Here is a 17,017-nt window from a genome sequence, read left to right on the forward strand (position 1 = left end):
CTTATTTAGGCTATTTCCAGCACCTTTTCTAGTCAGAAAAAGGCTGGAATTTGTGAATCCCAACCTCTTTTCAGTCCTTATTTCCAGTTTAAAATAGCATTCAAGCCATAGTGATCACTAACTTGCGGACCCTTGTTACCATCAAATACGACATGTAAATTTTCCACCTCTAACTCTTTGGTAGTAAAAACATAGTCGATTCGAAGGGGTTCTGTATTCCCCTTCCAGCCATCAATTTCTGGTGGAACGGTATAGCTACCGCTTTTCTCTTGAGCAACTTCAAAAGCGTCTTGTAAGCCTAATGGACTAGCTAAAATAGCTTGGTAACCTTCCTGACCTGCTGGATTGTTGAAATCTCCAGCCAGCAAAAGTGGCTTGTTCAATTCTTTCAAGACAGCCTCAAATCGCGCCCATTCTTCTTGGAAACCTTTATCCCACCAAGAAAGGTGGACACTGGCAACTGCAAGGTCCTTGCCATCAACTACAGTTTCAGCCAGGGCGACACGGCGAGTATGATAGTCTGTTGGATCATCCACATCTGAAACCAAAATTTCTCTTGCTTCAATAGGTGTTTTAGACAAGATAGCCACACCTTCATGGTAGCGGTCATAACCAATATGGTTATAGGCCCAAGTCCAGTAGTAATCTTTCCCTTGCTCTGACAACTTTTCAACCAAAAGTCTAACATAATGGTCTTGGTGAATAGGCTCAGCTGCTGGCAAAGCTTGATAAAGGTCATTAACCTCCACCACTGGCGAAGTGATCTCCTGATTGATTTCTTGGAAACAAATCAAATCATAGTCTTTTTCAAGAATATCCTCAAGCAAAATCTGGAATTTTTCCTCTGCTTCTTTCTCCATCCAACTGTGAGTATTGAGTGTTAAAAATTTCATTCTTTTCTCCCAAAATAAGAGGTTGGAATACAGCTTCCAACCTCAAGTATATTACAATTCTACTTTAGCAACTGCTGTTTTAGCTGCAAGAGAACCTGTTTTTTCTAATTTAACTGATTTAATTGCATCACCATTTGTGAAGACAACTACTGTTGAAGTTTCACGTCCTGCTGCACGGATAGCATCCAAGTCAGCTGTGACAAGAAGATCTCCTGCTGCAACTTTTTGTCCTTCAGCAACATGAACTGTAAATGGTTTACCTTCAAGACTTACTGTGTCCAAACCAATGTGAACCAATACTTCAAGACCTGGTTCAGTCACAATACCAAGAGCATGTTTTGTTGGGAAGATGCTTGATACAGTACCTGAAACTGGAGATACAATGTTTCCATTTGCAGGTTCTACTGCAAATCCATCACCCATCATTTTTTGAGCAAATACTGGATCTTTTACTTGTTCCAAAGCAACAACTTGACCGTCTGCTACTGAGTAAACTTCCTCAGTAAGACCTTTGAAGTGAACAGTGTTTTGTTGTGCTTCAGTCATTTGGCTTGGAAGAGTTTCAGGAATGATTTCACCTGAATCAAGGATATCTTGGATATCAGATTTCAATACGTCTGCTTTTGGACCGTAGATAGCTTGAACTCCTTGTCCTTTCATGACAAGACCCATAGCTCCTTCTGCTTTCCATTGTTCTGCATCACCGACTTTGTCAGCATCTTTTACAGTTACACGAAGACGAGTCATACATGCATCAACATCAACGATGTTTGCACGTCCACCAAGAAGGTTAATAATGTTTACAGCTTGAGAGCCTGCTGCAACTTTCACTTCGCTACTAGCTTCTTCTGAACCTTCAGCAGTTTCGTAATTTCCGTTACGTCCTGGAGTTGCGTAGTTGAATTTTTGAATCATGAAGTTTGCGATAAAGTACATGATTACGGCAAAGAGAACAGTTACCCAGATAAAGTTAACGATATCCATACCAATACCAGCATTAATTGCTAGTGGTGTACGAGTCAAGAATTCAATTGAACCGAATGAGTGGACACGTAGGTTTACTACGTCAGCCATAGCGAAGGCAGCACCTTGAACAAGTGAGTAAACAAGATACATAGGTGTTGCTACAAACATGAACATGTATTCGATTGGTTCAGTAACCCCTGTCAAGAATGTTGCAAGAGCTGTCGCAATCATCATACCTTTATATTGATGTTTCTTATCAGCATCGACATTACGGTAGATAGCAACGATCATACCCATCAAGATACCGAATGAACCGATCATTTGTCCAACTTTGAAACGAGCTGGGTGAACAGTATCTAACAATTGTTGGTAGTGACTTGCATCTGTACCTTTAAGGTTAACAAGGTCTGTTACCCATGCAAGCCATAGTGGGTCTTGACCAAATACTTGAGTACCTTTAGCTGCACCAGTTAAAATGTCATAAGTACCACCAAGAGCTGTGTAGTTCATTGGGATAGTCAACATATGGTGAAGACCAAATGGCAAGAGCAAACGTTCCAAAGTACCATACAAGAATGGTGCAAGGATTGGAGCAGTTTCTTGTGAGTTGGCAATCCAGATACCAAAGCTATTGATACCTGTTTGAACTACTGGCCAGAAGGCAGCAAGTAGAATTGCAGCGATTGCTGAACGAAGAATAACTACAAATGGTACGAAACGTTTCCCGTTGAAGAATGAAAGTGCATCAGGAAGTTTACGGAAGTTGTAGTATTTATTGTAAGCAGTTGCCCCTACAAAACCTGAGATAATCCCTACAAACACACCCATGTTCAATGCTGGAGCTTCAAGAACACTAATGAAGTAATCAGCAACTTTGATTGAACCACCAAAGAGAGTTGTGACCATAGCATCTGGATTTTTCAACATATCTCCTGATACACCAAAGATTGTACCAGTGATACGGTTAATCAAGATGAAGGCAAGACCAGCGGCGAAAGCACCACCAGCACGTTCTTTAGCCCAGCTTCCTCCAATTGCTAGGGCAAACAAAATGTGAAGGTTACCGATAACCCCCCAACCAATTTGCTCAAGAATTCCACCTGTAACTACAAGTGGTGCAAAAGTTGGGTTAATCATTACGATAGACTTACCGATTGAAATCATCAAACCAGCAGCCGGCATAACCGCGATAACCACCATCAAAGCCTTACCGAATTTTTGCCAAAACTCGAAAGACAAGACATTTTTGAATGTATCTTTCATCATTCAAATCTCCTTTATTTTTATTTAGGCAAACGTTTTACGAAAACGTTTGCACTTTCTATAATTCAATTATACCACTTTAATTTTTTTTGTAAAGGCTTTTATAAAAAAAAGTAGACTTTTTTCTAAAATTTTTGTAGTAAAAAAGGAGATATTAAAATCTCCTCAAATATACTTCTATTTTAGATTTTCAGGAATCGGCGCATTGAAATTCCTGATCCGATTGAACCGATAAAAATTCCAATCACAAATAATAAGGCAATCATCAGTGGACTGAATACTTCTGGTGATATCATTGAAAGGTTCTGACCAACCAATGACTTATTAACAGATTGGTAAACCATTTTATAGACAATAAATACCAGAACTGATGGAAGTGTTGCTCCAAGCAAACCAATGAAGGCACCTTCAAGCAAGAAAGGTCCGCGGATATAGCCATTCTTAGCACCTACTAAACGCATGATTTGAATTTCACGGCTTCGTGAAATAATGGTGATACGTATAGTATTAGAAATCAAGAACACCGCAATGAAAATCAATAATCCAGCGATAACTAGTCCCCAAACACGAATAAATGAGGCTAACTTAAACAAGCGTTCTGTATTAGCACCACCATCTTGAACTTCTGATACACCTTCGATTTTTTTAGCCTCTTCTGCTACTGTCTTTACATCACTTGGTGTATTTGTATCAACGATATATGCATCATAGAGAGGATTGGCATCGCCTTCAAAGATTTTCCAGTTGTCCCCCATTGTTTCTGTCAACTTTTCATATTGTTCTTCTTTACTTGAAAACGTAACACTTTTAACGGTTGACATACCTTTCAAAGCATCATATACCTTATGGTAGTCGTTATTTGTAACAGTTTGACCTTCTTTTTCAATGGTCTCACTATTATCAGCTACGTCCTTACGAATGTATACCATTACTCGGACATTATTTTCGATATCTGTAGCTAGTTTAGCCGTATTAAAGATAACAGATGCAAATATTGCAACCAAGGTCAAAGTAATCATAACTGAACTAACAGCAGCTACTGTCATCCAGCCATTTCGTTTCAAACTTTTTAACGATTCAAATAAATGACGAAAAAATCTACTAATCATCGTATCCATATTCTCCTTTAGCTTCGTCACGAACGACACGGCCATTTTCAATGGCAATGACACGGTGGCGCAAGGTATTTACAATCTGACTGTTGTGGGTAGCCATCAAGACAGTTGTACCTTGGAGATTGATGCGTTCCAGCAAGTTCATAATTTCCCATGAATTATCTGGGTCCAAGTTTCCTGTTGGTTCGTCCGCAATCAATACTTTTGGATTGTTTACAATGGCACGTGCAATTGCAATCCGTTGCTGTTCTCCCCCTGAAAGTTCATTTGGGAAAGAACGAACCTTATGCTTCAATCCAACCAAGTCTAAGACTTCCATAACACGTTTTTTGATATTACGGCGACTTTCTCCAATTACCTCCATTGCATAAGCAATATTTTCATAAACGGTTTTCTTTGGTAACAGTTTATAATCTTGGAAGACAACACCAACACTACGACGTAGGAGAGGGACATCTTTCTTTTTTATTTTAACTAGATTAAAACCAGCAACAGATAAGCTTCCTTTTTCGATTTTTACTTCGCGATACAAAGAACGAATAAAGGTTGATTTCCCAGCTCCTGACGGACCTACGATATAGGCAAATTCTCCTGGTTGAATGCTGACCGAAACACCACGTAGGGCAGTCGTTCCGTTGTCGTATTTTTTGACGACATCTCTCATTTCAATGATTGACATGTGAGTTCCTTTCTATCTTAGCTGATTCGCCACTTGAGATAAGCATCGATAAAACCATCTAGGTCTCCATCCATAACCTTATCTACCTGCGCAACTTCAAAACTAGTTCGATGATCTTTTACCATAGTATAAGGCGTGAAAACATATGAACGGATTTGGCTTCCCCATGTGATTTCCTTTTTCTCACCCTTGAGGGAATCAACTTCCGCAGCTTTCTTTTCTTGCTCCATTTGATAGAGCTTAGCCTGCAACATCTTCATGGCACGATCTCTATTTCCATACTGGGTACGATCGACCGTTGACTGGACAACAGTCCCAGTAGGAATATGTGTTAAACGCACACCTGTTGAAACTTTATTGACGTTTTGTCCACCAGCTCCACCTGAACGAAAGGTATCCATCTTGATATCATCTTCACGGATTTCCACTTCAATGGTATCATCCAATTCTGGCATTACTTCTACAGATGTGAAAGAGGTATGGCGACGTTTAGCAGAGTCAAATGGTGAAATTCGCACCAAGCGGTGAACACCCATTTCTGATTTGAGAAGACCATAGGCATTAGGTCCTTCAAATGATAAGGTTACTGACTTGATACCAGCTTCATCTCCTGCTTGGTAATCTAATACTTCCACTTTAAAGCCTTTAGCATTTCCATAGCGAGTATACATACGAAGCAACATATCACCCCAGTCCTGAGCCTCAGTACCACCGGATCCTGGATGGATTTCCAAAATCGCATTATTATGGTCATAAGGTTCTGACAAGAGCAAGGTCATCTCGTAACTGGTCATCATCTTATCAAGTTCGGATAACTGCGTTACCAATTCTTCATGAACCGACTCATCTTCAGCTAAAAAGTCTAATAAAATTTCGACTTCATCCTGCAACTCTTCCATTTTGTGGAAGGTGTTGTATGTGTTTTTTAATTCATTTAATTCTTGCGACGTTTTTTGGGCCGCGATATTATCGTTCCAAAAATCAGGTTCTGTCATCTTGTTTTCCAAGATGGCAATCTCTTCCTCTAAACCTTCGAGGTCAAAGAGACCCCCTGAAAGAAGCTAATTTTTCACGATTTGCGTCAATTTTCTGACGAATTTCTGAAATGTCCATAAATACTCCTTTTTTATATCGTTTTATTATACCATAATCTATCATTTCTTTCCATCTTTTGCTCTAATCCCTTATTAAACATAAAAGGAAGCCTTTCGGCTTCCCTTCTTATAAAACTTTTGCTGAAGTACGACTAATCTCTTCCACTTGAATATTTTCAGCTTCAAATTTTTGCTTTAATGCTATCAAATCAACTGAACCATCAATTTGAACTTCGATAATGACCTTACCATCCTTACGCGGAATATTGACTGTATGAGAGATATTCAAATTTTCTTCTGCAATCAAAGAAACAATCTTTCCGAGGACACCAACTTCATCTTCTGTAACAAAGCGCACACGAATTCCTTCTTCTCCATAACCAGCAATTTCAAGAAAGGCTTGGAAAACGTCACGGTCCGTAATAACTCCGTATACTTGATGATTATCTACGACAGGAAGAATACCAATCTTGTTTTTCAACATCAAATAAGTTGCATCCTCTAGACTCGCATAGCCTGAAACAGTGACAACATCGCGAATCATGACATCTTTTACTTTTGTCTTATTTAGAAGATAATTCATCTCATAGATAGAAAGACTTGTTGCCTTGGATGGACTAGCTTGGGCAATGGTTCCCTCAGTCACCAAACCAACCAATTGATCATTTTCGATAACAGGCAAGCGGTGCAATCCTTGCTCTCTCATCAAATCTGCTGCATGAGATACTGTTGTATCTGGACTAATATACACTACCTTGCGGGTCATAAAATCTTTAACTGCCATGAGACTTCTCCTTTTTTATTCTTATCCCTATTATACAATCTTTTTGTAAATCTATCAAACGCTTACATTTCTTTTTCAAAATTCAGAAAAGTATGAATAAGCTAGCAAAAAGAGCTCTAAAATCGAGCTCTGTGAATGAAGGTAAGAAACGTTTCATTCGATTTTTTCAATTATTAGAAATTCATCTTTCAGTGTAGATGTAGATTTGTTTGCAACCTAAATATGCCGACTAAAATAATCCACTGGAAAAGATAATTGCTTCGCAATCTCTATTCACTGACTAAAAAGGTCCCCCGGACTATAATGATGATTACTTCGCAATCTTCATCTGCCAGCTAAAACAATCCACTGGATTGTTTTAGCCACCTAGATATGCTTTTCTGACTTCTTCTGATGAGGCGAGTTCTTTTCCTGTTCCTGATAGAACGATTTTTCCTGTTTCCAGTACATATCCTCGGTCAGAGATAGCGAGTGCCTTATTGGCATTTTGTTCAATCAAGAGGACAGTTGTCCCTTGCTTCTGGATATCTTGAATGATATCAAAAATCTCTTGGATAAAGATTGGGGCAAGTCCCATTGATGGTTCATCTAAAAGAAGAAGTTTTGGTGTTGACATAAGAGCGCGTCCCATGGCAAGCATTTGTTGTTCCCCCCCTGAAAGAGTAGCTGCATCTTGGTTCTTCCGTTCTTCAAGACGAGGAAAGCGTGAGAAAACTTTCTTCAAGTTGGCTTGATTTTCTTCACGATTTTTCTTTAAGAAAGCTCCCATTTCAAGATTTTCCATAACAGTTAAGCCAGGAAAGACGTGGCGTCCTTCTGGAACTTGTGAAAGACCACCTGCCACGATTTTTTGAGCTGGCATTTTTTGGATTTCTTGACCTAAAAATTCAATCTTTCCTGAACTCGGTCTAACCAAACCAGACAAGGTACGGAGAATGGTTGTCTTACCTGCACCATTGGCACCGATAAGGGAAACAACCTCTCCTTCATTTACTTCAAAGCTTACATCACGGACTGCTTGGATCATACCGTAATGCACAGAAAGATTATCAACTTTTAACATAGACATTAGGCTTCACCTCCTAGATAAGCTTCGATAACGCGTTTATTGGTCTTAATTTCGTCTGGAGTTCCCTGAGCAATCAAACGACCATATTCAAGTACGTAGATACGTTCTGTCACTTCCATGACCAGATTCATATCGTGTTCAATCAGCATGATCGTAATCTTAAATTCATCTTTGATACGACGAATTAACTCAGTCAATTCGGCTGTTTCCTGTGGGTTCATACCTGCTGCTGGTTCATCTAAAAAGAGAATTTTAGGTTCCGTAGCGAGAGCACGAACAATTTCCAAACGACGTTGTTGTCCGTAGGCAAGATTTTTAGCAAGAGTTTCTGCATCACCATCTAAATCAAAGATTTTCAACAATTCCAAAGCCTTAGCCTTTAATTCTTTTTCACTCTTGTAAAAAGCTGGTAAGCGTAAGAAACTAGCAAAAACATGTTGTTTGTGATGGTTGCCAAAAGCAATCAAAACATTGTCCAAAACTGTTAAATCTTTAAAGAGACGGATATTTTGGAATGTACGTCCAAGTCCCAAAGAAGCAATCTTATAAGGTGACTTTCCATTCAAAAGGTGACCATCTAGTGTTACTGTTCCCTCACTTGGTTCATAAACACCTGTCAAGAGATTGAAAAGGGTGGTTTTACCAGCTCCATTTGGACCGATTAGTCCAACCAATTCCCCTTCGTTCAATTCAAGAGTCACATCTCCAACAGCTGTTAGACCGCCAAAATGTTTGGTTAACTGTTTTACTTCAAGTAATGCCATTAGTTTTGTTCCTCCTTCTTAGATTTTTTAAAGAAACGTGATAGGCTCAATTCCCATGTCCCAAGTAGTCCACCTGGTCTGAAAATCATTACCAATACCAAGGCCAAAGCATAAATAATCATACGCACACTAGCAACATCTTGGAGAAGCATATTCAAAATTCCAAGAACAATAGCTGAAACAATAGCACCTGTAATGGAACCAAGTCCACCAAAGACAACAATGATCAAAACGTTGATTGAGTTGATGAAAGTGTAATCTTTCGGTACAACTGAACCGATAAATCCTGCCTGAAGTGACCCTGCAATACTTGCAGTAATAGCACCAAAGACGAAGGCGATGATTTTAATCTTAGTCGTATTAACCCCAACTGACTCAGCAGCGATTTCATCCTCACGAACAGAGAGAGTTGAACGACCAATTGGACTACGCAAAAAGTTCAAGGTTGCAATGGTTGTAATCACGACAAAGAAGTAAACCATTTGCCAGGTTGTAAAGTTAGGAATTCCCAAGATACCTGCTGCACCATTTGTAAGGCTTCCACCATTGATGATAAAGATACGGATAATTTCAGAAACACCGAGAGTTGCTACCGCAAGGTAATCCCCCTTCAAGCGTAAGGTTGGAATTCCGACAAGCAAGGCAACTGCTCCTGAAAGCAAAGCACCTAACAGCATGGCTCCAAAGAAGGCACCGTAGGTTGGTGATTTAGAACCAATAATAGCAGCGGCATAGGCACCAATCGCCATGAAACCAGCATGACCAAGTGAAAATTGGCCTGAAAAACCAACGATTAAGTTGAGACCAACAGCCAGAATAATATTAATTCCGATTTGTTGTAAAATCTGTACATAGAATAGATTGAGTACTCCGACTGAAACCAATACACTAATCAAGCCATAGCCAGCTAACAAAAGGAGTAACCATAGAATATTAACTTTTAAATTTTCTTTCATCGTTTACACCTTCTCTTTCACATTTTTACCAAGGATACCAGCTGGGCGGACAATCAAGATCAACAACAAGATTCCATAAACAATAGCATCACGGAAGTCTGACATTCCAAAGGCTGTCGCAAAGGTTTCCAATAGACCAATCACAAAACCACCAAGAGCTGCACCAGGAATAATTCCGATACCACCAAGTACTGCGGCAACGAAAGATTTAAGACCTGGAGTAACTCCCATCAAAGGCTCAAGAGAGTTATAATAGAGGGCAATCAGAACACCAGCCGCACCCGCAAGAGCTGACCCCAAAGCGAAGGTAAAGCTGATAGTACGGTTTACATTGATCCCCATCAATTGCGCCGCATCGCTATCTACGGATACTGCACGCATGGCTTTCCCCATCTTAGTCTTTTGGACAATGACTTGTAACAAAATCATCAAAATCAAGGAAATGGCCAAAATCATTAACTGCACGTTTGTTAGGCTAACTGGTCCCAAATCATAGCGAACTGTTTGAATCGCTTGAGGGAAGGCACGGGTATTAGCACCAACCAGATAGACCATCCCATATTCCAATAGGAAAGAAACCCCAATAGCTGTAATCAAAACAGCAATACGAGTAGAGTGACGCAAAGGTCGGTAAGCAAGGAACTCAATCACGACACCAAGAATGGCTGTCGCTAACATAGCTACAATAAGAGCTACAAAGAAATTCATTTGGAAAGAATTAATCAAGAAATAACCGATAAAGGCTCCCATCATATAAATATCACCGTGGGCGAAGTTGATGAGCTTGATAATTCCGTAAACCATGGTATATCCTAAGGCTAACAGAGCATAAACACTACCTAGAATCAAACCATTTACTAGTTGTTGGAGCATAAGATTCACTCTTTCTATTTATAATTTCGAGGGTTTTCCCTCACTTTTTGATAGGTTCTTTTACTCAATGAAAATCAAAGAGCAAACTAGGAAACTAGCCGCAGGCTGTACTTGAGTACGGCAAGGCGACGTTGACGCAGTTTGAATTTGATTTTCAAAGAGTATTAAACATCGAAACAGGGAGTGAGTCAGAGGCTCATTCCCTATTTCAACATTTTTCTATTATGGTTTTACAACTTCTGCTGCTTCAACCTTACCATTGTTCATGGTCATCATGTAAGCAGTTTTGACTGTGTTGTGGTCTGCATCGAAGCTTGTTTGACCAGTTACACCTTCAAAATCTTTTGTTTTAGCAAGGTTATCCTTGATTTCGCCAGAGTTTTTAGCACCTTTTGCTGCGTTTGCTACAAGGTGAACTGAGTCATAAGCCAAGGCTGCAAATGTTGAAGGCTCTTCGTTGTACTTAGCACGGTAAGCATCAAGGAAAGCTTTTGCTTTAGCTGAAACTTCTACAGTAGTTGAGAAGCCTGAGATAAAGTAGATGTTTGATGCTTTTTCAGGAGTTGCTTGTTGTACAAACTCTTCACCGTTGAATCCATCACCACCAACGATTGGTTTGTCAATTCCCATACCACGCGCTTGGTTTACAATTTTACCAGCTTCAGTGTAGTAACCAGGAACGATGATAGCATCAAAATCTTTCCCTTTCATTTTTGTAAGGGCTGCTTGGAAGTCTGTGTCACCTGCTACGAAAGTTTCATCTGCAACGATTTCACCTTTGTAAGCTTCACGGAAGGCTTTGGCAATACCTTTAGCATAGTCGCTAGCATTATCAGTGTAAAGAACAACTTTCTTAGCTTGCAATTTTTCAGAAACATAGTTTGAGATAATTTTTCCTTGGAAGCTATCTTGGAAAGTTCCGATAAAGAGGTAATCTTGACCTTTAGTCAATCCATCTTGAGTCGCACTTGGCGAAATCAATGGAACACCTGCTTTTGTAGCGTTAGCTACAGCAGCTGCAGTTGCACCAGATGTCGCAGGTCCTACGATTGCTGATACCTTAGATTGGGTTACTAGGTTAGTTGTTACTGAAGCCGCCTCAGCAGTTTCAGATTTATTATCTTTATCAACTACTTCGATTTGTTTTCCGTCGATACCACCTGCTGCATTGATTTCATCAACGGCAAGTTGGGCACCTTTTTGTTCAGATGTTCCGTAGGCAGCTACGGCACCAGTTTCTTCGAAGTTAAATCCAATTTTGATTGTCTTTTCCTCTACTGAGTTACCAGCAGCGTTTGACGCTCCAGACTTCACTTCTCCACAGGCTGCAAGAAGTGCTACACTTGCAAGCGCCACAAACGATAGGGCAAATTTTTTCTTCATCTTTTTTTGTCTCCTTATTTCTTAAATAAATAGCATGTTAAGAATATACCGAATTATCAGAAAATTGTCAACACTTTTCTTGAACTTTTTCGATGATAACGTTTTCCTCTCGATGAAGATTGCCCACAAAGGGTGTTTCCAGCTCTTGGATATGACAAACCCTGACTTTTTTTATAAACTTTTCCTTGCCCAAGCGCCCGACCAATTGCTCCATTTCTTGAGTTGGAACATAGAGTTGTAAGTAACGATGTTTCTTGGAATGATAGGTAATATCTCCATAATCCTGCAATTTTTTGGCATCACGATTATAGTAAAGATAGATAATCAAGCCAGATCGATTGACTTTTTCAAACATGATAAATCCTCTTTCTAAGAAATCTCTCCCTATTATACCAAAAAAAGCAAACCCAGTCGAGTTTGCCTTCTTTGATCATTAATTCAATGAATTGTTGGCCATGATTTCATCAATAAAGCCATATTCAAGTGTTTCTTGGGCACTCATCCAGTTATCGCGTTCTGCATCTGCGTGAACTTTTTCGATTGACTGACCTGAATTTTCAGCCAAGATTTTTTCCAAGGTATTACGAGTTTTAAGCAAGTGTTCTGCAGCGATCGCCATATCGGTTTGCTGAGTACCTCCACCTGTACCACCCATTGGTTGGTGGATCATATACTCTGCATTTGGAAGCATGAAACGTTTGCCTTTTGCTCCACTTGATGCAATGACCGTCCCCATAGATGCTGCCATTCCCATAACAATGGTTTGGACATCTGCCTTGATAAAGTTCATGGTATCAACGATTGCCAAACCAGCTGAAACGGAACCACCAGGTGTATTGACATAAAGGTAAATATCCTTTGTACTATCTTGGGCATCCAAGAAAAGCAACTGGGCAATAACAGAGTTGGCCATATTGTCTTCAACTGGGCCTGTCAGCATAATGATGCGGTCTTTAAGAAGACGTGAGTAAATATCGTAGGAACGTTCTCCACGGCTTGTTTGTTCAATAACTACAGGAATCATTTATTTCTCCTTTTGAGTTTTAATTTTATTGGTCAAATGACTGAAGATAAGACTATTATAATATCTAGGTCAAAAAAGGTCAAATTTTTGCTCTGTTTTCATCAGACAGAAACAAAAATTCAACCTCCCTTCGTGACTGGAAATCCTTTTCCAATTCATTCTTCTTTTCGATTTTATTTCGTACCGAACAAGCGGTCTCCAGCATCTCCAAGACCTGGGACGATATATCCGTGTTCGTTCAAGCGTTCATCCAAGGCTGCTGTAAAGATTTCTACATCTGGATGAGCTTCTTGAAGGGCTTTTACACCTTCTGGAGCAGCTACCAGGCAGACAAATTTGATATTTGATGCGCCACGTTTTTTAAGAGAATCAACGGCCAAGATTGCTGATCCACCTGTTGCCAACATTGGATCTACTACAAAAATTTGACGTTGATCAATATCCTCAGGCAATTTCACCAAATACTCAACTGGTTGAAGCGTTTCTTCATCACGGTACATACCGATATGGCCAACTTTAGCGGCTGGAACTAAGCTCAAGAGACCATCAACCATCCCGATACCTGCACGCAAGATTGGAACGATGGCCAATTTCTTACCTGCCAATTGTTTTTGAACTGTTTTTGTGATTGGTGTTTCGATTTCTACATCTTCTAGTGGAAGATCACGAAGTACTTCATACCCCATCAACATTGCAATCTCATCTACTAGCTCACGAAAAGCTTTTGTAGAAGTATCTGTACGACGCAAGATTGACAATTTGTGTTGAATCAGTGGATGATTAATAACTTCAATTTTTCCCATTTTTGGAATTCCTTCTTTCAATTTATTCTTCTTATTATACCAAAAAACGGTTTAAAAATCTTTCTAAACCATTTATTTTTGATAATTTTTCACATTAAATCAGCCTCTTTAAGAGCTGTCTGTACTGTCTCAAGTGGTAAATGAGTCAATTCTGTTCCCTTTTCTTGATAAAGGTATTGGGCGTAGTCGTCCATTCGGTACTGGTTGATATAAACCACACGCTTACAACCGACCTGAAGCAATTGTTTGGTACAATTCAGACAAGGAAAATGGGTTACATAGGCTGTAAAGCCTTTAGGAACACCACGTTCTGCACCTTGAAGGATAGCATTGACCTCAGCGTGAAGGGTGCGAACACAGTGGCCTTCAATGACCAGACATTCGTGGTCAATACAATGCTCGGTTCCTGACACTGAACCATTGTAACCAGTTGAAATAACCTTATTATCCTTTACCAGAATTGCGCCCACTTTGGCACGTTTACAAGTGGAACGATTGGCAATTAGTAGAGCTTGGGCTGCAAAATACTCATCCCATGCTAGTCTTTCTTCAGTCATATCTCTTCTCCTTTTTCTCTATTTTTTAAAAAATGGTAACCGTAAATCTGCAATCTTTTCAGCAGGTACCTTCATGCCATCCTTGATCCATTTTAAAAGGACTGAGACGATGGCTGAACTCCAGAAGGAATGAAGATAAGAGCTGACACCTTTTGATTTTCCATGGTATTTTTCCAGAAACTCCTGCATGGCTTGGACAAAGATTTTTTCCAGATGGTAATCTAAGGCAAGTTGAATCACTCTGGCTTCCTTTCTTGCTTCTCGGAAAAGGTGAACCCAGACCAGATAAAGGTCTGTCTTTAAATCATAATGATGCAACTGTTCCATAATATTGTGGACAGTTCGTTTAAATACGCTTTCTAAAATCTCCTCTTTGGAATCATAATTGCGATAAAAGGCCGCACGAGAAACGCCTGCACGTTTGACCAATTCAGAAATACTAATCTTGGTCAAGTCCTTTTTTTCCAAGAGTTGCAAGAGGGCTGTTTCGATGGCTTCTCTAGTTAATAAATTGGATTCTTGGTTTGATTTTCTGAGATTTTCAAGAGACTTTTCAGAGATTCTACGTTCAGACATAACATTTTCTTTCTACTTGTCACAACAGACGGATGAGGCTTTTGTTTCAAGGGCTTTCATGATATAATTGTAAAAAAAGACAGAACCTTTGTCAATGTATAACTGACAAAGATGGAGAATTTCTATGACTTGGAAGATTATTGCTGACTCTGGTTGTGATTATCGTCAGCTGGCAACACCAGCTATTGACACGACCTTTGTAAGTGTCCCCTTAACCATTCAAGTAGCTGATCAGGTCTTTGTTGATGATGCCAGTCTTGACATTGACCAAATGATGGAAACCATGTATGCAACTGCAGAAGCTTCAAAATCAGCTTGTCCAAGCCCAGATGATTATTTGCGAGCATTTGAAGGAGCCAAAAATATTTTCCTAGTAACCATCACTGGTACTCTTTCTGGCAGTCACAATAGTGCTCAACTAGCAAAGAATATTTATCTAGAAGACCATCCTGACACTAAGATTCATGTAATTGATAGTTTGTCTGCTGGTGGAGAAGTTGACTTGCTCGTAGAAAAATTAAATGATTTGATTGACCAAGGCTTATCTTTTGAAGAAGTGGTTGAAGCTATCACTGCCTATCAAGAAAAAACCAAGTTACTTTTTGTCCTAGCTAAAGTCGATAACTTGGTGAAAAATGGCCGTTTGAGCAAGCTTATCGGTACAGTCGTTGGCCTTCTCAACATCCGTATGGTCGGAGAAGCTAGTGAAACTGGAACCCTTGAATTGCTACAAAAAGCAAGAGGAGCAAAGAAATCGATTCAGGCAGCATATGAAGAGTTAGTGAAAGCAGGATATGCTGGTGGTCGTATTGTCATGGCTCAACGCAATAACGAGAAATGTTGCCAACAGCTCTCAGAGCGAATCCGCGAAAATTTCCCACAGGCGGATATTAAAATTCTCCCAACATCTGGTCTCTGCAGTTTTTATGCAGAAGATGGTGGTTTGCTGATGGGATATGAAATTGATTAATTGCATTCTTGACAAGAGGTGACTTCATCTCTTGTTTTTTTGTGGTACAATAGAGCTATGAAACATTTTGATACTATTGTCATCGGTGGAGGTCCTGCTGGTATGATGGCTACGATTTCCAGTAGCTTTTATGGACAGAAAACCCTCCTCATCGAAAAAAATCGGAAACTTGGAAAAAAATTAGCTGGTACTGGTGGGGGACGTTGCAATGTAACCAACAACGGAACTCTAGATGACCTACTAGCTGGCATCCCTGGAAATGGGCGCTTTCTCTACAGTGTCTTCTCCCAATTTGATAACCATGATATCATTAATTTTTTTACAGAAAATGGTGTTAAACTTAAGGTCGAAGACCACGGACGCGTCTTTCCTGCTAGTGACAAGTCTCGGACCATTATCGAGGCCTTGGAAAAGAAAATCACTGAACTCGGTGGTCGAGTTGCTACTAAAACGGAGATTGTTTCGGTTAAAAAGATAGACGACCAGTTTGTCCTTAAGTCCGCAGACCAAACCTTCACTTGTGAGAAACTCATTGTCACAACTGGTGGGAAATCCTATCCCTCTACTGGTTCGACTGGTTTTGGTCACGAGATTGCCCGTCATTTTAAGCATACCATTACCGATCTTGAAGCCGCTGAAAGTCCTTTGTTGACAGATTTTCCACACAAGGCCTTGCAAGGAATTTCATTGGACGATGTGACCCTAAGCTATGGTAAGCATGTCATCACTCACGATTTGCTCTTTACCCACTTTGGTTTGTCAGGCCCTGCTGCTCTGCGTATGTCCAGCTTTGTCAAGGGCGGAGAGGTTCTCTCGCTAGATGTTTTGCCTCAACTTTCTGAGAAAGACTTGGCTACATTTCTAGAAGAAAATCGGGAAAAATCTCTAAAAAATGCCTTAAAAACTTTACTTCCAGAACACTTGGCAGAATTTTTTGTGCCAGGCTATCCTGACAAAGTCAAACAACTGACTGAAAAGGAACGCGAACAACTTGTCCAGTCTATCAAGGGACTTAAAATTCCTGTAACTGGTAAAATGTCCCTTGCTAAGTCCTTTGTTACCAAAGGGGGCGTCAGTCTCAAGGAAATCAATCCCAAAACTCTAGAAAGTAAGCTGGTACCTGGACTCCACTTTGCTGGCGAGGTACTGGATATCAATGCCCACACGGGTGGGTTTAACATCACTTCTGCCCTCTGTACTGGTTGGGTGGCGGGATCAAACCCAATCTAAATCTGAATTATTTAATGG

18 protein-coding genes are annotated in these 17,017 nt (G+C 40.0%); 2 read left to right on the forward strand and 16 right to left on the reverse strand.

The features are described from left to right. Positions 1 to 77: 77 nt before the first annotated feature. The 16 genes from QM408_RS01760 to QM408_RS01835 all read right to left on the reverse strand — a co-directional run bounded on the left by QM408_RS01760 (position 78) and on the right by QM408_RS01835 (position 14,799). The gene (locus tag QM408_RS01760; protein WP_020903475.1) at positions 78 to 893 is read right to left on the reverse strand and encodes an endonuclease/exonuclease/phosphatase family protein; all 816 of its coding nucleotides are present in this window, start codon (positions 891 to 893) and stop codon (positions 78 to 80) included. Positions 894 to 944: 51 nt separating this feature from the next. Continuing rightward, positions 945 to 3,125 carry a PTS transporter subunit IIBC gene (locus QM408_RS01765; RefSeq protein WP_020903476.1) on the reverse strand — a complete coding sequence of 727 codons (2,181 nt, stop codon included), beginning with the start codon at positions 3,123 to 3,125 and terminating at the stop codon, positions 945 to 947. A gap of 179 nt (positions 3,126 to 3,304) precedes the next feature. After that, positions 3,305 to 4,231 (reverse strand): permease-like cell division protein FtsX, encoded by a 927-nt coding sequence (ftsX, locus tag QM408_RS01770; protein ID WP_000625545.1) that lies wholly within the window; start codon positions 4,229 to 4,231, stop codon positions 3,305 to 3,307. Continuing rightward, the gene (gene ftsE / locus QM408_RS01775; protein ID WP_000022260.1) at positions 4,224 to 4,916 is read right to left on the reverse strand and encodes a cell division ATP-binding protein FtsE; all 693 of its coding nucleotides are present in this window, start codon (positions 4,914 to 4,916) and stop codon (positions 4,224 to 4,226) included. Before ftsE ends, ftsX begins: the two co-directional genes overlap by 8 nt. 17 nt (positions 4,917 to 4,933) lie before the next feature. Beyond that, positions 4,934 to 6,029 (reverse strand): peptide chain release factor 2 gene (prfB, locus tag QM408_RS01780; RefSeq protein ID WP_142359004.1). Its coding sequence is split into 2 segments (ribosomal slippage): positions 4,934 to 5,956 and positions 5,958 to 6,029, totalling 1,095 coding nucleotides; the frame shifts between segments, so codons are not numbered across the junction. 108 nt (positions 6,030 to 6,137) lie between these two features. Next, a complete protein-coding gene (locus QM408_RS01785; RefSeq protein WP_084926636.1) occupies positions 6,138 to 6,794 on the reverse strand; it encodes a CBS domain-containing protein in 657 nt (218 codons plus the stop codon). A gap of 358 nt (positions 6,795 to 7,152) precedes the next feature. Next, positions 7,153 to 7,863: an ABC transporter ATP-binding protein gene (locus tag QM408_RS01790; protein ID WP_000062200.1), complete on the reverse strand. Its 711-nt coding sequence runs from the start codon at positions 7,861 to 7,863 to the stop codon at positions 7,153 to 7,155. Beyond that, the gene (locus tag QM408_RS01795; protein ID WP_001185997.1) at positions 7,863 to 8,627 is read right to left on the reverse strand and encodes an ABC transporter ATP-binding protein; all 765 of its coding nucleotides are present in this window, start codon (positions 8,625 to 8,627) and stop codon (positions 7,863 to 7,865) included. The genes QM408_RS01790 and QM408_RS01795 overlap by 1 nt, the downstream gene beginning before the upstream one ends. Continuing rightward, positions 8,627 to 9,583: a branched-chain amino acid ABC transporter permease gene (locus QM408_RS01800; RefSeq protein WP_004256818.1), complete on the reverse strand. Its 957-nt coding sequence runs from the start codon at positions 9,581 to 9,583 to the stop codon at positions 8,627 to 8,629. The genes QM408_RS01795 and QM408_RS01800 overlap by 1 nt, the downstream gene beginning before the upstream one ends. A gap of 3 nt (positions 9,584 to 9,586) precedes the next feature. Beyond that, positions 9,587 to 10,456, reverse strand: coding sequence for a branched-chain amino acid ABC transporter permease (locus tag QM408_RS01805; protein WP_000941427.1), 870 nt, complete (start codon positions 10,454 to 10,456; stop codon positions 9,587 to 9,589). Positions 10,457 to 10,678: 222 nt separating this feature from the next. Next, positions 10,679 to 11,839: an ABC transporter substrate-binding protein gene (locus QM408_RS01810; RefSeq protein ID WP_049486978.1), complete on the reverse strand. Its 1,161-nt coding sequence runs from the start codon at positions 11,837 to 11,839 to the stop codon at positions 10,679 to 10,681. Positions 11,840 to 11,906: 67 nt separating this feature from the next. Next, the gene (locus QM408_RS01815; RefSeq protein WP_000462118.1) at positions 11,907 to 12,194 is read right to left on the reverse strand and encodes a YlbG family protein; all 288 of its coding nucleotides are present in this window, start codon (positions 12,192 to 12,194) and stop codon (positions 11,907 to 11,909) included. A gap of 78 nt (positions 12,195 to 12,272) precedes the next feature. After that, entirely contained in the window at positions 12,273 to 12,863 is a 591-nt protein-coding gene (gene clpP / locus QM408_RS01820) for an ATP-dependent Clp protease proteolytic subunit ClpP (protein WP_000613475.1), read from the reverse strand. Positions 12,864 to 13,036: 173 nt separating this feature from the next. Continuing rightward, the gene (gene upp, locus QM408_RS01825) at positions 13,037 to 13,666 is read right to left on the reverse strand and encodes a uracil phosphoribosyltransferase (RefSeq protein WP_002878997.1); all 630 of its coding nucleotides are present in this window, start codon (positions 13,664 to 13,666) and stop codon (positions 13,037 to 13,039) included. Positions 13,667 to 13,755: 89 nt separating this feature from the next. Further along, positions 13,756 to 14,223 carry a deoxycytidylate deaminase gene (locus tag QM408_RS01830; protein WP_023947240.1) on the reverse strand — a complete coding sequence of 156 codons (468 nt, stop codon included), beginning with the start codon at positions 14,221 to 14,223 and terminating at the stop codon, positions 13,756 to 13,758. A gap of 18 nt (positions 14,224 to 14,241) precedes the next feature. Beyond that, positions 14,242 to 14,799, reverse strand: coding sequence for a TetR/AcrR family transcriptional regulator (locus QM408_RS01835; protein ID WP_000004136.1), 558 nt, complete (start codon positions 14,797 to 14,799; stop codon positions 14,242 to 14,244). Positions 14,800 to 14,923: 124 nt separating this feature from the next. Between QM408_RS01835 and QM408_RS01840 the strand changes: the two genes are divergently transcribed. Further along, a complete protein-coding gene (locus QM408_RS01840) occupies positions 14,924 to 15,769 on the forward strand; it encodes a DegV family protein (RefSeq protein ID WP_261041235.1) in 846 nt (281 codons plus the stop codon). A gap of 57 nt (positions 15,770 to 15,826) precedes the next feature. Beyond that, positions 15,827 to 16,999, forward strand: coding sequence for an aminoacetone oxidase (gene aao, locus QM408_RS01845; RefSeq protein ID WP_078228466.1), 1,173 nt, complete (start codon positions 15,827 to 15,829; stop codon positions 16,997 to 16,999). Positions 17,000 to 17,017: the final 18 nt, after the last annotated feature.

It is taken from the genome of Streptococcus mitis, assembly GCF_047464965.1.
GTDB classification, from domain to species: Bacteria; Bacillota; Bacilli; order Lactobacillales; family Streptococcaceae; genus Streptococcus; species Streptococcus mitis_DU.